At 69.5% G+C, this 15,182-nt stretch carries 15 protein-coding genes; 2 read left to right on the top strand and 13 right to left on the bottom strand.

The features are described 5' to 3' along the window. The 13 genes from AC0IW9_RS13540 to AC0IW9_RS13600 form a co-directional block, all read right to left on the bottom strand. Positions 1-867 (bottom strand): ABC transporter permease, encoded by an 867-nt coding sequence (locus AC0IW9_RS13540; RefSeq protein ID WP_471648788.1) that lies wholly within the window; start codon positions 865-867, stop codon positions 1-3. Then, the gene (locus tag AC0IW9_RS13545; protein WP_471648789.1) at positions 864-2,819 is read right to left on the bottom strand and encodes a hydantoinase B/oxoprolinase family protein; all 1,956 of its coding nucleotides are present in this window, start codon (positions 2,817-2,819) and stop codon (positions 864-866) included. The genes AC0IW9_RS13540 and AC0IW9_RS13545 overlap by 4 nt, the downstream gene beginning before the upstream one ends. Then, positions 2,816-4,858, bottom strand: a complete 2,043-nt coding sequence (locus AC0IW9_RS13550; RefSeq protein ID WP_471648790.1) for a hydantoinase/oxoprolinase family protein — start codon at positions 4,856-4,858, stop codon at positions 2,816-2,818. The genes AC0IW9_RS13545 and AC0IW9_RS13550 overlap by 4 nt, the downstream gene beginning before the upstream one ends. A gap of 50 nt (positions 4,859-4,908) precedes the next feature. Beyond that, a complete protein-coding gene (gene soxA / locus AC0IW9_RS13555) occupies positions 4,909-5,649 on the bottom strand; it encodes a sulfur oxidation c-type cytochrome SoxA (protein ID WP_471648791.1) in 741 nt (246 codons plus the stop codon). Further along, a complete protein-coding gene (locus tag AC0IW9_RS13560; RefSeq protein WP_471648792.1) occupies positions 5,646-5,966 on the bottom strand; it encodes a thiosulfate oxidation carrier complex protein SoxZ in 321 nt (106 codons plus the stop codon). Before AC0IW9_RS13560 ends, soxA begins: the two co-directional genes overlap by 4 nt. A 3-nt stretch (positions 5,967-5,969) precedes the next feature. Further along, entirely contained in the window at positions 5,970-6,434 is a 465-nt protein-coding gene (locus tag AC0IW9_RS13565) for a SoxY-related AACIE arm protein (RefSeq protein WP_471648793.1), read from the bottom strand. Then, positions 6,400-6,807: a sulfur oxidation c-type cytochrome SoxX gene (gene soxX, locus AC0IW9_RS13570; protein WP_471648794.1), complete on the bottom strand. Its 408-nt coding sequence runs from the start codon at positions 6,805-6,807 to the stop codon at positions 6,400-6,402. Before soxX ends, AC0IW9_RS13565 begins: the two co-directional genes overlap by 35 nt. Beyond that, a complete protein-coding gene (locus AC0IW9_RS13575) occupies positions 6,800-8,035 on the bottom strand; it encodes an FCSD flavin-binding domain-containing protein (protein ID WP_471648795.1) in 1,236 nt (411 codons plus the stop codon). The genes soxX and AC0IW9_RS13575 overlap by 8 nt, the downstream gene beginning before the upstream one ends. Continuing rightward, entirely contained in the window at positions 8,032-8,397 is a 366-nt protein-coding gene (locus AC0IW9_RS13580; protein ID WP_471648796.1) for a c-type cytochrome, read from the bottom strand. Before AC0IW9_RS13580 ends, AC0IW9_RS13575 begins: the two co-directional genes overlap by 4 nt. Continuing rightward, on the bottom strand, positions 8,394-10,562 hold the full coding sequence (locus AC0IW9_RS13585; protein WP_471648797.1) for a xanthine dehydrogenase family protein molybdopterin-binding subunit: 2,169 nt from the start codon (positions 10,560-10,562) through the stop codon (positions 8,394-8,396). Before AC0IW9_RS13585 ends, AC0IW9_RS13580 begins: the two co-directional genes overlap by 4 nt. A 13-nt stretch (positions 10,563-10,575) precedes the next feature. After that, positions 10,576-11,040 carry a (2Fe-2S)-binding protein gene (locus AC0IW9_RS13590; protein WP_471648798.1) on the bottom strand — a complete coding sequence of 155 codons (465 nt, stop codon included), beginning with the start codon at positions 11,038-11,040 and terminating at the stop codon, positions 10,576-10,578. 90 nt (positions 11,041-11,130) lie between these two features. Next, positions 11,131-11,649, bottom strand: coding sequence for a hypothetical protein (locus tag AC0IW9_RS13595; RefSeq protein ID WP_471648799.1), 519 nt, complete (start codon positions 11,647-11,649; stop codon positions 11,131-11,133). Positions 11,650-11,705: 56 nt separating this feature from the next. Next, positions 11,706-13,214, bottom strand: a complete 1,509-nt coding sequence (locus AC0IW9_RS13600; RefSeq protein ID WP_471648800.1) for an alkaline phosphatase family protein — start codon at positions 13,212-13,214, stop codon at positions 11,706-11,708. A gap of 68 nt (positions 13,215-13,282) precedes the next feature. On the opposite strand from AC0IW9_RS13600, the gene AC0IW9_RS13605 reads away from it, so the two are divergent. Both AC0IW9_RS13605 and AC0IW9_RS13610 read left to right on the top strand, forming a co-directional pair. Further along, the gene (locus AC0IW9_RS13605) at positions 13,283-13,834 is read left to right on the top strand and encodes a phosphonate degradation HD-domain oxygenase (protein ID WP_471648801.1); all 552 of its coding nucleotides are present in this window, start codon (positions 13,283-13,285) and stop codon (positions 13,832-13,834) included. 336 nt (positions 13,835-14,170) lie between these two features. Then, positions 14,171-15,181, top strand: coding sequence for an efflux RND transporter periplasmic adaptor subunit (locus tag AC0IW9_RS13610; RefSeq protein ID WP_471648802.1), 1,011 nt, complete (start codon positions 14,171-14,173; stop codon positions 15,179-15,181). Position 15,182 lies beyond the last annotated feature (1 nt).

Raw genomic sequence — 15,182 nt, forward strand, 5'->3', positions numbered from 1 at the left:
CTATCGCCTCGCCCAGCGTCGCAGCAGCAGCCCGTATCCCGCCAGCAGCACCAGCGTGCTGAAGGTGAGCAGCATGGCCGAAGCCGCACCCCCCGGCCAGTCCACCAGGGTCACCATCTGCTCATGGATGGCGATGGCCATGATCGTCACATGCCCACGCCCAAGCCAGAGCGGGGTGATGAAGGCGCCGATGGTCAGGCAGAAGACGATGACCGAACCGGCAGCAATGCCCTGCACCGAGAGCGGCAGGGTCACCGTCAGGAAGCTGCGCAGCGGCGTGGCGCCCAAGGTTGCAGCCGCCTCGCCATAGCCGGCATCGATCCTCCCCAGCACCGTGGCGATGGACAGCACCATGAAGGGCAGCAGCACATGCACCATGCCCAGCACCACCGACCAGAAGCCCTGCATCAGCCGCAGCGGTTCGTCGACGAGGCCGAGCCGGAGCAGCACCGCATTCACCAGCCCCTCGCTGCCCAGCAATATGGTCCAGCCCATGGTACGGACGACGATGCTGACCAGCAGCGGAAAGATGGTGCCAAGGAAGACCAAGTGCTTCCAGCGCGACCGCGACCGTGCCAGGAACCAGGCCACCGGATAGGCCACCACCGCCGAGATCGCCGTCACCGTCAGCGCCAGGGTGAAGGTGCGGAGAGCGATATTCAGCAGGTATTCGTCGCCGAGGAATTCGACGTATTTCGCCAGGGTGAAGACGAAGGGCCCGGGGAAGCGTTCCCGCACCGAAAGCCCCATCATCACCAGGAAGGGCCAGACCAGCACCAGCCCGAGCAAGGCCAGCCCCGGCGCCAGCAGCGCGGCGATGGTCGCCGCCCGGCGCGCGTCGAAGCGGGATGGCGGGGCGAGGCTCATGCCGGGCGCAATTCGGGATAGTCCTCGGCGAGGGTGGCGAAGGCCTGCTCCACGTCGCCTTCCGCGTCCATCACCTCGAATAGCCGCAGCTTGACGAAGTGGCGCCAATGCACCGGCAGCCGCGCCAGTACCGCGGTCAGCGTGGCATAGCGGGCCGGGGTCCAGACCCGCTCGAAGTCCTGCCGCGCCTCGCAGAGGCTGAGGAAGCCGGCCACCTTCTGCGGGGCGTCGCGCAGCCGCGCGGTCTCCGCCGCATCGAGTGCCAGCGCCGGGGTGATCGCCACGCCATAGTCGCGCCGGGCACTCTCGCGGCCGACCACGCCGCAGCGTACGTCGTGCAGCACCTGCTCCACCGGCCGCCCATGCGGATGGCCATAGCCGCCGCCGCCCGAGCCGGCGAGACGGATGATATCCTGCGGCTGGCAGGCCACCACATCGGTATTGCCCAACTCCTCCACCGGCCCGCGCAGCGGTACCCGGGTGAAGCGGGAAGGCGCGCCCGGCCGCCCGCCAAGGATCCCCGGCGAGGCGAAGACGCTGCGGTCCCGGTTCCGGGCCGTCACCACCGTGCCGGGGGCAAAGACCTGGAATTCCATCGTCGCCGCCAGCCCGCCGCGATGCCGCCCCGGCCCGCCGGTATCCGGCACCACGCCATAGCGCAGGAAGCGGATCGGTAATTCGGCCTCGGTGATCTCGATCGGGGTATTGCGGATGAAGCCGGAGAAGGATCCGCCGCCGTCATCCGCATCCGCCCCGGCGGCCCCGCCGCCGCCGCCGCCAACCGGCCCGATCGAGGCCATGTAGCTGCGCCCGGCGCGGTCCGAGGTCTTGACGTTCACCAGGCTCGGCCCCGCCGCCGGAATGGCGTGCAGCTTGTCCGGCAGGGCATGGGCGAAGGCGCCGATGGTCACCACCTGGGTCAGCATGCAGATCAGGCTGCGCATACCGACCGCGGCCGGCGCCGTCGCATTCATCACCGTGCCCTCCGGCAGGATGGCCCGGGCCGCCCGATAGACCCCGTAGTTCAGCAGCAGGTTCGGCTCTAGGGTGCTCAGCACCAGGGTCAGCCCGACCATGGCCAGCGCATGCCGCTCATGCCCGCCGGTCGGCATGTTGAGCGAGGCGGCGACCTGCGGGTCGCTGCCGGTGAAATCCATCTCCAGGCTGTCGCCATGGACGCGCAGGGTGAGGGCCACCCGGCAGGGGCGGCCGCCGGGCGAATCCTCGTCGGCATAGTCGGCGTAGAAATACGCGCCATCAGGGATGCCGGAGATGACCTGCCGCGCCTGGTGCTCGGCATAATCCAGCAGCGCCGGCATCGCCGCCCGCACCGTCTCCAGCCCGAAGCGGGCGATCATCTCGCGCAGCTTGCGCTCCCCGGTATTCACCGCGGCGATCTGCGCGTTGAGGTCGCCGTGGTTCTGTTCCGGCATCCGGACATTGGTGGCGATCATCGCCAGCAGGTCGCGGTTGTATTCGCCGCGCCGCAGCAGCTTCATCGGCGGGATGCGGAGCCCTTCCTGATGCACCTCGGTCAGGCCGCGCGAGAGCGAGGCCGGCACCGCGCCGCCGACATCGGTGTTGTGGACGTGGCAGCCGACAAAGCAGACCAGCGTGCCTTCATGGAAGATCGGCTTCCAGATATGCGTATCCGGCGCATGCGTCGCCACGAAGCCGCTGTACGGATCGCTGGTGATGCAGATGTCGCCATCCTCGTAGCTGTCGATCATGCGGATCACCGGGCCGTAGTCGAGGCCGGTGAACCAGCTCGCGCCGAGGCCCTTGGGCGAGGCGAAGGTCACCCCCTCCGGTGTCAGCAACTGGCAGGTGAAGTCCTCGGTCTCCTTGACGAAGGTGGAATGGGCCGTCCGCAGCAAGGTCCATCCCATGCTCTCGGCCGCCGCCACCGCGTAATTGGCCAGGATGCGCAGGGTCGTGCGGTCGATGCTCATGCCGAGGCCCCGATCCGCAGGCTGCCGTAGTCGTCCACCCGTACCGTGCAGCCGGGCGGGACGCAGGTGGTGCAATCCTCCTGCGTCACCACCACCGGGCCGGCAAAGCTCTGCCCCGCCAGCAGGGCGCGGCGGTCGTGGAAATCGACGTCGCGCCAGCCGCCGTCGAGCCAGACCGGCCGCGTCGCCATGGGCTTCGGCGCGCCGCTGGCCCGGGCCAGCTTCGGCAAACTCGGCTTCGGCGTTGGCCCCGCACCGACCAGCCGCAGGCTGATGAGCTGGATCGGGGCGCGGCGGTCGGCATGGCCGTAGATCCGCGCATGGGCGGCGTGGAAGGCCTCGGCGAGCGCATCCACGTCGCCGGACATGGCCACGGCTTCCTCCAGCATCGCCTCCAGCTCATAGGATTGGCCGCGGTAGCGGAGGTCGGCGGAGAAGGTCAGTTCCACCGGACCGGCATGGCCCTGCTCCTCCCGCAGCCAGGCCAGCGCCTGGGCGCGCAGCCCCGTGAAGCCCTCCCGGATCGCCGGCACCGCCGCCGAATCGAGCGGGAGATACAGCGTCTGCAGGAAATCAGACTTCAGGTCGGCGATCAGCCCTCCGAGCGCGCTCAGCACGCCCGGGGTCGGCGGCACCAGCACCTCGGCCATGCCCAGCTCCCGCGCCAGGAAGCAGCCCAGCATCGGTCCGGCCCCGCCGAAGGCCAGCAGCGCCATGCTGCGCGGGTCGGCGCCGAAGCGCGTGGTGATGCTGCTGACCTTGCCATACATGCCGGAGACGGCGATGCGGATGATCGCCTCCGCCGTCGCCTCCACGCCCAGGCCCAGCGCTCCGGCGAGACTGCCAACCGCCGCCCGCGCCTTGCCCGCATCCACCGTCACCGCGCTGTAGCCGAGCTCCGCCTGGCCGATCAGGCCGCAGACGGCGAAGGCATCGGTGATGGTCGGCCGGGTGCCGCCGCGGCCGAAGCCGGCCGGGCCGGGGGTGGAGCCGGCACTCTCCGGCCCGACCTGCAGGACCCCGAAGCTATCGACCCAGGCGATGGAGCCGCCGCCTTCGCCGATCGAGCTGACCGAGACCGAGGGGATATGCACCTGGAACTCGCCGATATGCTCGCCGACGCCGTATTGCGGCTGGCCGTCGAGGATCAGCGCCACATCGGCGCTGGTGCCGCCGATATCGAGGCTCATGCATTCCGCCACGCCCGAGAGCCCGGCGATGAAGCTGGCGCCGATGACGCCGGAGGCGGTGCCGGAGAGGATCATCTGCACGCAGTCGCGCTTGCCCTGCTCCGCGGTCATCACCCCGCCGTTCGACTTGGTCAGCCGCGGCTCCCCGGCCACGCCGGCTTCGCGCAGGGCGGTCTGCAAGGCGCCGAGGTAATGCGCCACCCGCGGCTGCACATAGCCGCCGATCACGGCGGTGATGGTGCGTTCGTATTCCCGCACGATGGGCCAGACCTCGGCCGAGCAGAAGACCGGCAGCCCGGGATGCGCCTTGGCAAGGATATCCCGCGCCCGCTGTTCCTGCGCCGGGTTGCGGTAGGCATGCAGCAGCGCGATCACCACGCCCTCGGCCCCCGCCGCCACCGCCGCAGCACCGGCGGCGAGCACGCTGGCTTCCTCCAGCGGCGCCTCCTCGCTGCCATCCGCGCGCAGCCGGCCATCGACCTCGAAGACCCGATCGCGGGTGATGAGGGGTGCCGGGCGCTTCGAGAGCAGATCATACATGTTCGGCGCCCGCAGCCGGGCCAATTCCAGCACGTCACGGAAGCCGCGCGTCGTCAGCAGCGCCAGCCGCAACCCGCTGCGCTGAATGACGGTATTCACCCCGACGGTGGTGCCATGGGTGAAATAGCTGATCTGCTCGGGCGCGATGCCGTAGCGGGCCTGGATGGCGGCGAGGCCGGCCAGCACCTCCGCCCCCGGCTGATCGGGGCGGGAGAAGACCTTCAGGGTCCGCACCTCGCCCGTGCCGTCGTCGAGGATGGCAAAATCGGTGAAGGACCCGCCGATATCCACGCCGACGCGATAACCCATTCCGATCTCCCGAGCCCCGTCCGCATCCTTTCGCGTTGCAGCAAGTGGCGTCAAGGCCGGACGGCAGGCGTTTCCAGCGGCAAGCCTGCAGCGCGGGACATGAGGAAGGTCTCGATGGCGAGATATTCCGGCGCGCCATAGGCGAAGGGTTCGGACCGCACGCCGGCGATGCAATTCCGCAATCGCCGTTGCAGCGACCCCATGCCCTGCCATTCCAGGCGGTAGAGCGGATAGCCGTTCGGGTGGCCCTGCGGAATGGGGTTGCCGGCCAGTTTCCGCCCGGCGTTGTCGTCGTGGCATTGCGCGCAACTCAGGTTGAGCTGGCCGCGGCGTTCGCGGAACAGCGCCTCCCCCTGCGTCCGGGCCGGGACCAGGCGCGCGTCCTCGGACGGGGCGATGGGCAAGCCGCGCGACTGGTGGGCGACGAAGCTGGTCAGCGCCAGCAGCGGTTCACCTTCCAGCGCCAGGGCCGGCGCGCCCTGGCGTTCTACCCGGCACTGGTTGATCCGTCCGGCGAGATCGATCGGCCCGGCCCGCGCCGCATCGTACACGGGGTAGCGGGCGGCGACGCCGCGCATGCTGGCTGCGGCCTCGCCATGGCAGCCAGCGCAGCCGGATTGCTGCCACAGCGCCTCGCCTTCCTGCACCCAGAGCATGCCGGGGTTGGCAGTATCGTCCCGCTGCATGGCCTGGGTCTCCGGCGCCATCAGCTCGAAGCTCGATTGCGGCTGCGCCGCCTCGGATATTGCAATCAGGGGCGCCAGCAGCAGCGCCGGCGCGGCGCGCCTCATGTCACCGTCAGGGCACGGGTCTCGGTCTGCTCGAAGCCGTTGTCGCCGCTCCAGGTGAAGGCGAGGATGCCGCTTTCGGTTACCAGCATGGGGAATTCGAGGAAGGGATTCGCCGCGATCGCCTGGTGCAGCTCGGCGCGGAAGACTTCCTCGTTGTTGAACAGGCAGACGAAGCTGCGGATGATGTCGCGCTGCTGCGTCACGCCATTCGGGCCGGGGCGATAGCCGGTTTCCATCCCGTGCTGGATCAGCGTGCGGATTTCGATGACCTCGCCGCGCTTCGGGTTGCGCGGCAGGTTGATCAGGGTACGGGCCATGGCTCAGAACTCGACGCAGGCGGCGAGGGTCACGATGACCTCGGCGCTATCGGACCAGTAGGTGCCGTCGCTCATCTCCGCCACCGCGACCAGGGCCTGCGACGTGGCCAGCCGGATGCGCGTCGCCAGCCTGGCGCGGCCGGAGCGCGGCCCGAAGCGGGCAGTGATGACATGCGGCTGCGGGTTCTTCTCGTTGAAGAGGGCGATGCCGCGGACATGCTCCGCCTCGCTCATCGGGCTCTCGACCGCGATGGTGACCGGCACGGTGTTGCCGTTCTCGACCAATGAGGGAATATCGAGCGCCACCCGGCCCTGGCGTGGCACCGCCCCGCCGGTGAAGCCACGGATCACCTGCTCCAGGCTCTCCCGCTCCGCCGCCCCGACGGGCCGCACCAGCGCCACAGCCAGCAGGCTGCCCGTCAGCGAGCGCCGGCTAATCACGTAGGGTGAGGAGAAACGCGACGACATCCTCGATCTCCTCGGCGGTGAGTATGGTCCGGCCCTGCCAGGCCGGGCCGACCCGGTGCAGGCCTTCGCTGCGGTAATAGGAAGGCATGATGGTCGCCGGGTTCAACCGTTGGCCATCGACCAGCCGCAGCCGCAACTGGCCTTCGCTCAACCGCGACCCGGCCCCGGCCAGGCTCGGCGCCAGGTCGCCCTGGAAGCGCTCCTCCGGGAAGGGACCGGCATGGCACAGCAGGCATAGCCCGCGCTGCCGGGTGGCGACGATGGCCCGGCCACGCACGGCATCTCCCGGCACGCCGGTGAGGGATGGAAGGCTGTCCTCCTGCGCCGCGGCGCCGCCGGCCAGCAGGAGCAGGACCCAGAGCCACCTAGCCAAACACATCCGCCGTGACGGTGCGGAACCAACCCTCGGCATAACCCGCCTCGGCGCTGCGGACACTGGCCGGCGCGTCCAGCGGGCTGGTGCCGCCGGCGCCTGGCACATCGGACAGTAGCCCATTGGCCGGCTGGTACACGCCAGCAACCGAGATCCCGTAGTCCGGGGCGACGATGCTGTAGCAGGTATTGATGAGCTTCGGTGCCGCCGGCGCCTCGCCCCGCAGTAGCCCAACCATCGCCTCGGCGCAGACCCGTGCCTGGGCATTGGCCGCAAAGGCTGATTTCGGCATGGCCCCGGCGATGATCGCATCGCCGATCACGTGGATGCCCGGCTGCAACCGTGATTCGAAGGTCACCGGATCGACCGGGCACCAGCCGCTGCGGTCCGCGACGCCGGCGAGCTCGGCGATACGCCCGGCACGCTGCGGCGGGATGACATTGGCGACCGCCGCCTCATGGTCGCCGAATTCGGTCCGCAGCACGTGCCCCGCGACATCGACCTCGGTCACCTTGCCGCCCATCGACAGCGGCACGTATTCCAGCAGATCGGGATAGAGCGCCGCCCAGGCCTGCTCGAACAGCTTCTGCTTGGAGAAGACATCCTTCGCATCCAACACCATCAGCTTGGAGCGCGGCTTCCGCGTCTTCAGGTAATGCGCGATCAGGCTGGCGCGTTCATAGGGGCCGGGCGGGCAGCGGAAGGGGTTGGCGGGCACCGCCATGACCACCAGCCCGCCATCCTCCATCGCCTCCAGCTGGCGGCGCAGCAGCAGGGTCTGGGCACCGGCTTTCCAGGCATGCGGCATGATCTCGGCCGCCGCCTGGTCGTAGCCGGGCAATGCGTCGAACCGCAGGTCGATCCCCGGGGCCATGACCAGCCGGTCGTAGGGCAGCATCGTGCCATCGGCCAGCGTCACCCGCCGCGCCGCGCCATCCACCGCCGCCGCCGCCTGGTGCACCACCGCGATGCCATCGCGGCGCAGCCCGGCATAGCCGAAGCGCTGCTGGTCCATCTCCCGCAGCCCAGCGATGACGGCATTGCTGAAGGGGCAGGAGATGTAGGTTTCCACAGGCTCCACCAACGTCACTGCCAGCCCGGCGCGGTGCAGCGCCCGCGCCGCCGTCGCTCCGCCGAAGCCGCCGCCGATGACCACCAGCTTCGGGCTTGCCTGGGCCAGCGCCGGGGCTGCCAGCAGCGAGGCGGCCAGCAGGGCCCGCCGCTTCATGGCGGTGCCGCGACCCAGGCGGCGATGGCCCGGATTTCCGCCTCGGTGAAACCGCGGGCGATGCGGTCCATCACGGTCGGCGACCGCTCGCCTGCCTGATAGGCCAGCATCGCCGCCGCCACCGCTTCGGCTGGCTGGCCGGCGAGCACGGGCATCCCGCCGCCACCGTGGCAGCCGGCGCAGGAGGAGGCGCCCGGGGGTGAAGCACTGGCCGCGCTCAAAATCATCAAGAAAGCCAAAGCAAGATTGGAGAGGAAAAAATATCCGCTCCTCAAACCCCGCATTTCTTCCTTTTTCTCAGAAGAAGAAAGATGGATGAGGGGTTTGGGGAGAATACCTTCTCCCCAACCTTCTTGCCTCACTTCTTCAGATCCGCCGCCTTCAGCGGCAGCGATCGCACCCGCTTGCCGGTCGCCGCGAAAACCGCGTTCAGCACCGCCGGCGCCGCCACGGCAATGGTCGGTTCGCCCACGCCGCCCCAGAAGCCGCCGGAGGGCATGACGATGCTTTCCACCGCCGGCATCTCGGATAGCCGCATGATCGGGTAGGTGTCGAAATTCTCCTGTTCGACGCGGCCGCCCTTGATGGTGATCTCGCCGTGCAGGGCCGCGGTCAGGCCATAGGCGAAGCTGCCCTCGATCTGCGCCGCGATCTGCTGCGGGTTCACCGCATGCCCCGGGTCGGTTGCGGCGACGATGCGGTGCACCGTCACCTCGCCATCGGCCGCGACCGAGACCTCGGCGCAGGCCGCGACATAGCTGCCATAACCCATGATCGCCGCGAGGCCACGGTGCCGCCCGGCCGGCGCCGGGGTGCCCCAGCCACCCTTTTCCGCCACGGCATTCAGCACCGCGAGGTGCTTCGGCGCCCCGCGCAGCATCGCGCGGCGGAACTCCAGCGGGTCCTTGCCAGCCGCCAGCGCCACCTCGTCGATGAAGCACTCGAGGTAGACGGCATTCTGGTTGACGTTCACCCCGCGCCAGAAGCCCGGCGGCACATGGGTGTTGCGCATGGCATGGTCGATCAGCAGGTTCGGGATGCCATAGCCGAAGGCACCCTCTGCGCCGCCCTGGGCCAGGCCCTGGAAGACCCGGCTATCGGCGCCGCCCTGCAGCATCTGCGGTGCGATGCCGGCAATGATGGATTGGCCGGAGATGCGCATGTGCAGCGCATCGAGGTTGCCATCGGCATCCAGCCCGGCGGTCAGCTTGCAGGCGGTGATCGGGTGGTAGCGACCGTGGAGCATGTCCTCCTCCCGCGACCACACCAGCTTCACCGGCGTGCCCGGCAACTCCTTGGCGATGGCGACCGCCTGGCGGACGTAATCCTGCCAGCCGCGCCGGCCGAAGCCGCCGCCGAGATGCACCTTATGGACTTCGCATTGCTGCGGGCGAAGGCCGGCGGCCTCGGCGCAGGCGGCCAGCGACGCCTCGCCGTTCTGCGTCGGGCACCAGACCTCGCATTTGGTGGCGGTCCAGATCGCCGTGGCGTTCATCGGCTCCATGGTGGCGTGGTTCTGGAAGGGGAAGTTGTAGACCGCCTCCACCGTCTTCGCCGCCTTGCCGAGCGCCGCCTTGGCATCGCCCGCCTTATTGCCGATGAAGGCTTCCGCAGCGCCCAGCCCTTCGGTCAGCATTGCCGCGATGGTCTCGGAGGACTGACCGGCGTTCGGCCCCTCGTCCCAGACGATCGAGAGCGCATCGAGGGCGGAGTTCGCCTGCCACCAGGTCTCGGCGACCACGGCGAGGGCGCTGTCGCCGACCTGCACCACTTTCCTCACGCCCGGCCGCGCCAGGGCGGCGGCGGCATCGAAGGACTTCACCTTGCCGCCGAAGACCGGGCAGTCCCGGATCGAGGCATTCAGCATCCCCGGCATGGTCAGGTCGATGCCGTAGACCTGGCTGCCATTGGTCTTGGCGACGGTATCCAGTCGCGGCACCGGCTTGCCGGCCAGGTGCCACTCCGCCGGGTTGCGCAGCGGGATATCGGTCGGCGGCGTCAGCTTCGCCGCAGCCTCGGCCAGCTGGCCGTAGCGCATGGTCCGGCCGGAGCCGGCATGGGTTACGACCGAGGCGGCCGCCTTGCACTCGCCGACCGGCACGCCCCAGCCATTGGCCGCGGCCTGCACCAGCATCATCCGCGCGGCGGCGCCGCCCTTGCGGACGTATTCGTTGGATTCCCGGATGCCGCGGCTGCCACCGGTGGAGAAATCTCCCCAGACCCGGTTGCGGGCGAGGTTCTGCCCCGGCGTCGGGTATTCGGTGGTGACCTTGGCCCAGTCGCAGTCCAGTTCCTCCGCGACCAGCTGGGCGAGGCCAGTCAGCGTGCCCTGGCCCATCTCGGAGCGGGCGATGCGGATGACGACTGTGTCGTCCGGCTTGATGACGACCCAGGCATTCACCTCGGGCGTGGCGGCGCCGGCGGCGGCGGTCTGGGCCTGCGGGGCGCGGATGCCAAGCGTGAAGGCGCCGGCGGCGGCCGAGACGCTGAGGAAGCCGCGGCGGGAGAAGCCGGTGATGGCGTTCATGATCGGTGCCCCCTCAGCCGCGCGCGCCGGTGGTGCCGGCCGCCTGCTGGATGCCCGCCAGGACCCGGTTATAGGTGCCGCAGCGGCAGATGTTGGTGACGGTGCTGCGGATATCCGCCTCGGAAGGCTTCGGGTTCTCCGCCAGCAGCGCGGCCGCGGCCATCAGCATGCCGGACTGGCAATAGCCGCATTGCGGCACGTCCAGCGCCACCCAGGCCTTCTGCAGGGGATGGTCGTTGTTGGGCGAAAGCCCCTCGATGGTGACGATCTTCTGCGCCTCGGTCACCGCCGAGAGCGGCAGCGAGCAGGACCGCGTCGCCACGCCATCCAGATGCACGGTGCAGGCGCCGCATTGCGCCACGCCGCAGCCGTACTTCGTGCCGGTCATGCCAAGCTGCTCGCGGATCACCCAGAGCAGCGGCGTCTCGCCGTCGGCCTGGACCTCGACGAGTTTCCCATTGACGTTGAGCTTCGCCATCCCACACCCCCACACTCGGCTTTTGCAGCAGCTTAGCGAGGGAGGTGGCGATGGTCCAACAAGTTACAATCGGCGCCTAATCGAGCAAGATCAGGCGCTGACAGCCTCGGTCACGGCGACATAGGGCAGCCGCTTCACCTTATCCATGTTCAGCCCCTCGATCCGCAGCAGGCGGGTCGAGCCGTCGCGGCGCGGGGAATGCAGCACGCCCGGCTCGTACAGGTAGGCATCGCCCGGCTGCAGCGAATAGTCGCGGGTCGGCCGCGCCTTGCCCGGGGCATCCTCGGTCGGGCGGGCCAGGCAATCGTAATCCGTCATGATGGTCTCGCCGGTCGCCTGGCCATAGATTGCCCAGGCCGGCCCGTGGTCATGCGGCTTGCTGTTCTTCGCACCTTCATAGGCATGGGCGAGGATGGTGAAGCCGAGGTCCGGGTCCTCGTACAGCACATGCCGCTCCGGCCCGCCGGCCGGGATATAGGTCTCGACGAAATCCTTGTCCTTCAGGATTTCCTGGACCAGCTCGGTCACGGCGACGCGGCCTTCGGTCCCGGGATGCGAAACCAGGGCGGACTTGCACTGGGCGGCGAATTGGTCGAGCGACATACCCATCGGCATGGCCTCCTTCGGTTTGGTTTGCGCCGACGCTAATCCTGCGCCGGATGGTGTCAACCGCGCCGGTCCACCAGCCCGTCCGGCGTGGCGCACAGATGGGTCAGCGTCCGATCGGCATGACGCAGCCGCCAGGATAGCATGCGATCCCGGGCCTCGTTCAACAATGCCGCGTGGGCCGGGTCGGCGGCCAGGTTGCGGCTTTCGCCAGGGTCGGCCGCCAGATCGTAAAGCACCGGCGGCAGGCCGGCGAAATGCACGTATTTCCAGCCCTCGGTGCGGATCGCCGCCATTGCCGCCTCATCCACGCCCAGGCCGAAGGGCGGCCGACGCGGGTCGGGCCAGCCGCCACGCAGGTCGTATTCGAAATGCACCGCGTCCCGCCAGGCCGCCGGGGTCGCTCCGCGCAGCCAGGGCGCGAGCGATACCCCGTCGCAGGCGCGCGGAATGGGTGCACCGACCCGGTCGAGGATGGTCGGCATCAGGTCCACCGCCTCGGTGAAGGCATCGACCCGGCGCGGCCCCGGCGCCGCCGGATCGCGGATGATCAGCGGCAGATGGTAGCTCTGGTCGAACCAGCCGAGCTTGCCGAGCAGCCCATGGTCGCCGAGTTGCTCGCCATGGTCGGCGGTGAAGATCACCAAGGTGTCCTCGGCCTGCCCGGTCTCCTGCAGGGCGGCCAGCACCCGGCCGATCGCGTCGTCCACTTCGGCGATCAGCCCGTAATAGGCCTGCCGCGTCGCCCTGACGTCGTCGCCTGAGAGCGGCTGCACGGTACCGGTCGCGCCCTGGTAATAGCTGGACCGCTTCTGGCTGCCGAGCCAATGCCGCATCAATGGGTGCTGGTCCGCCTCCGCCGCATCGCCCAGCGGCACCGGGATGCGGTCCATCGCCATCGCCTCGTGCCAGGGCGCCGCGGCCGAGAAGGGCGGGTGCGGCCGGAAGAAGCCGGCATGCAGAACCCAGGGCCGGTCGCGCCGCGTGGTGCGGAGGAACTCGATGGCCTTTTCCGCCGACCAGGCGGTATCCGTGGCCCTGGCCGGCATCCGCATCGGCGCGGCACTCGGCCCCGGTGCGCCCTCGGGCCCGAGCAAATCCATCGGGTTGGTCGGCAGGGCCACGCCCTTGGCTTCGGCCCAGGCGAAGTAGTTGTGGAACTCCACCTCGTCGAAATGGGCGAAGACCCGCCAGCCCTCCTGCACATCGCCCCAGACCCGGAAGCGCGGGTCGGCTGGGCCCGTGCCGCGCGGGTCGGGCGCCGTGGTGGTATAGCCGACCAGGTTCGGGTCGAACCCGGCCCGGCGCAATTCGAGGGCCAAATTCGGATGCCGCGCATCCAGCGGCACGCCATTCGCCACCACGCGGTGGTTCATCACGTAGAGCCCGGTCAGCATCGAGGCCCGGGCCGGGCCGCAAGGCGCGCTTTGGCCGAAATGCCGGGTGAAGACCGTGCTCTCGGCGGTCAGGGCATCAAGGTTAGGGGTGCGCACGGCCGGATGCCCCAGCGCCCCAAGGCAGTCCCCCCGCCACTGGTCGGCGATGATGAGCAGCACGTTCCTGACCATGCGTTGGACTCCCGTTCTGCTGGATACTAACCTGCGGCAGAGTAATCACCAGGCCGGATGACAGAACGATGACAGACCAGCGGATTGCCCTTATTGCTGATCTACTGGAACTGAAGGCGGATGGCCAATATGGCCTGCACGACATCAACCAGCGCCAGCATGCGCTGCAATCCGCTTGGCTAGCCGAACAGCAGGGCTGCTCCTCGGCATTGATCGCCGCCGCCCTGATGCATGACATCGGCCATCTGGTGCATGACTTGGGCGAGAATCCGGCGGCCCAGGGCGTCGACGACCAGCATGAGGATATCGGCAATGCCTTCCTGGCCAAATGGTTCGGTCCGGAGGTGACGGAGCCGGTGCGCCTGCATGTCGCGGCCAAGCGGTATCTCTGCGCGACCGAGGCCGATTACTTCGGCAAGCTTTCGGCGGATTCGGTGCTGAGCCTGTCCTTGCAGGGCGGCCCCATGTCGGAGGCGGAAGTGGCTGCCTTCCGTGCCCTGCCGCAGGCTGCCGACGCGGTGCAGCTTCGGCGTTTCGATGAGGAAGCCAAGGTGAAAGGGCTGGTGACGCCGCCGGTCGGCCACTTCATGCCGCATGTCGCGGCCTGCATCCGGCCTTGACCCCCATCATCACGTAACCTGCCGTTGCGAAATCACTCACCCTGGCGGCCGCGGCTCCGGCTATTGATGTTCGGCACCACAGGGGCAGATGAATCCCTGCCGCCGTCAGAGGTTTGAATGCCTGACCACGCTTTTCCCGAACAGAACACGCTGGCGCCACCGCCGGGGTCCACCCCCGCGGCCAGTGCGGCTGCCGGGATGGACCGGGCGGCTGGCCGCTTCGGTTGGGGCAGGATCACGCTCCTGGCGCTGGTCCTGGCGGGTGGCCTAGCGGCTTTTCTGGCATTCCGGTCCCTGTCGCCCCCCGCGTTGGCGCCCCCCGCGTTGGCGCCCCCCGTGCTGGTGCCCGCAGCGTCTCCCGGCGTCGCGCCACCAGCCCTGACCGTTGCCCTGGCCCCGGTCCTGGCACAGCCCCTCCCCCGCCCGATCTTCGGCGACGGCTCGGTCGTCGCCTGGCAGGAACTGGTGGTCGGCATCGAGGCCGGTGGCCTCCGCATCCTCGAGGTACCGGTGGAGGAAGGCGAGCGCGTCAGCCGCGGCCAGTTGATCGCCCGGCTGGATGATGCGCTGCCCGCCGCCCAGGCGGCCCAGGCCGAAGCCGCGATGCGGGAAGCCGAAGCGGCCTTGAACATCGCCCAATCCGACCTGCGCCGCTCTACCGAGCTGGCGCGTAGCGAAAGCGTCGCCAAGCAGATCCTGGAACAACGCCAATCCGCCGCCCTCCAGGCCGATGCCCGGCTGCTGGCCGCCCGCGCCCGCCGCGACGAGGCCGCCGCCCGCCTGACCCAGACCCGCATCCTGGCCCCGACCGATGGCACCGTCGCCCGCCGGAGCGTCCTGCCAGGTGCCGTGACCATTCCCGGCCAGGAAGCCATCCGCCTGATCCGCGACAGCCGGCTGGAGTTGGATGCGCGGGTGCCGGAGCTCGAGCTTGCCCGCATCCGCCCGGGCCAGCCGGTGCGCGTCCGCCATGGCACGCGGGAGATCATGGCGGAGGTCCGCATCCTCGCCCCGGTGGTCGGCAGCGATACCCGGCTCGGCATCGTCCACATCGCCCTGCCGGCCGAGAGCGGGCTTCGCCCCGGCATGTTCGCCCAGGCGGAGATCCTGCCGGCGGACGAGGCCGGCCTGACCGTGCCGCAGGAAGCCGTGGTGCTCCGGGAAGGCAAACCTTTTGCCTTCGTGCTGCCGCCCGAGGCCGACCGGGTCGCATTACGCGCCTTGACGACCGGCAGCCGCCGCGCCGGGTCGGTGGAAGTCACCAGCGGCCTGGCCGAGGGGGAACGCGTGGTGGTGACCGGCGCGGGCTTCCTCTCGGACGGCGACCGCATCCGGCTGGCCCAATAGG

The organism is Belnapia sp. AC561 (genome assembly GCF_979252845.1).

Coding starts and splice junctions, on each gene's coding strand:
- AC0IW9_RS13540 (WP_471648788.1), bottom strand. CDS start 867: ATGAGCCTCGCCCCGCCATCCCGCTTCGACGCGCGCCGGGCGGCGACC.
- AC0IW9_RS13545 (WP_471648789.1), bottom strand. CDS start 2,819: ATGAGCATCGACCGCACGACCCTGCGCATCCTGGCCAATTACGCGGTG.
- AC0IW9_RS13550 (WP_471648790.1), bottom strand. CDS start 4,858: ATGGGTTATCGCGTCGGCGTGGATATCGGCGGGTCCTTCACCGATTTT.
- soxA (WP_471648791.1), bottom strand. CDS start 5,649: ATGAGGCGCGCCGCGCCGGCGCTGCTGCTGGCGCCCCTGATTGCAATA.
- AC0IW9_RS13560 (WP_471648792.1), bottom strand. CDS start 5,966: ATGGCCCGTACCCTGATCAACCTGCCGCGCAACCCGAAGCGCGGCGAG.
- AC0IW9_RS13565 (WP_471648793.1), bottom strand. CDS start 6,434: ATGTCGTCGCGTTTCTCCTCACCCTACGTGATTAGCCGGCGCTCGCTG.
- AC0IW9_RS13575 (WP_471648795.1), bottom strand. CDS start 8,035: ATGAAGCGGCGGGCCCTGCTGGCCGCCTCGCTGCTGGCAGCCCCGGCG.
- AC0IW9_RS13585 (WP_471648797.1), bottom strand. CDS start 10,562: ATGAACGCCATCACCGGCTTCTCCCGCCGCGGCTTCCTCAGCGTCTCG.
- AC0IW9_RS13590 (WP_471648798.1), bottom strand. CDS start 11,040: ATGGCGAAGCTCAACGTCAATGGGAAACTCGTCGAGGTCCAGGCCGAC.
- AC0IW9_RS13595 (WP_471648799.1), bottom strand. CDS start 11,649: ATGGGTATGTCGCTCGACCAATTCGCCGCCCAGTGCAAGTCCGCCCTG.
- AC0IW9_RS13600 (WP_471648800.1), bottom strand. CDS start 13,214: ATGGTCAGGAACGTGCTGCTCATCATCGCCGACCAGTGGCGGGGGGAC.
- AC0IW9_RS13605 (WP_471648801.1), top strand. CDS start 13,283: ATGACAGACCAGCGGATTGCCCTTATTGCTGATCTACTGGAACTGAAG.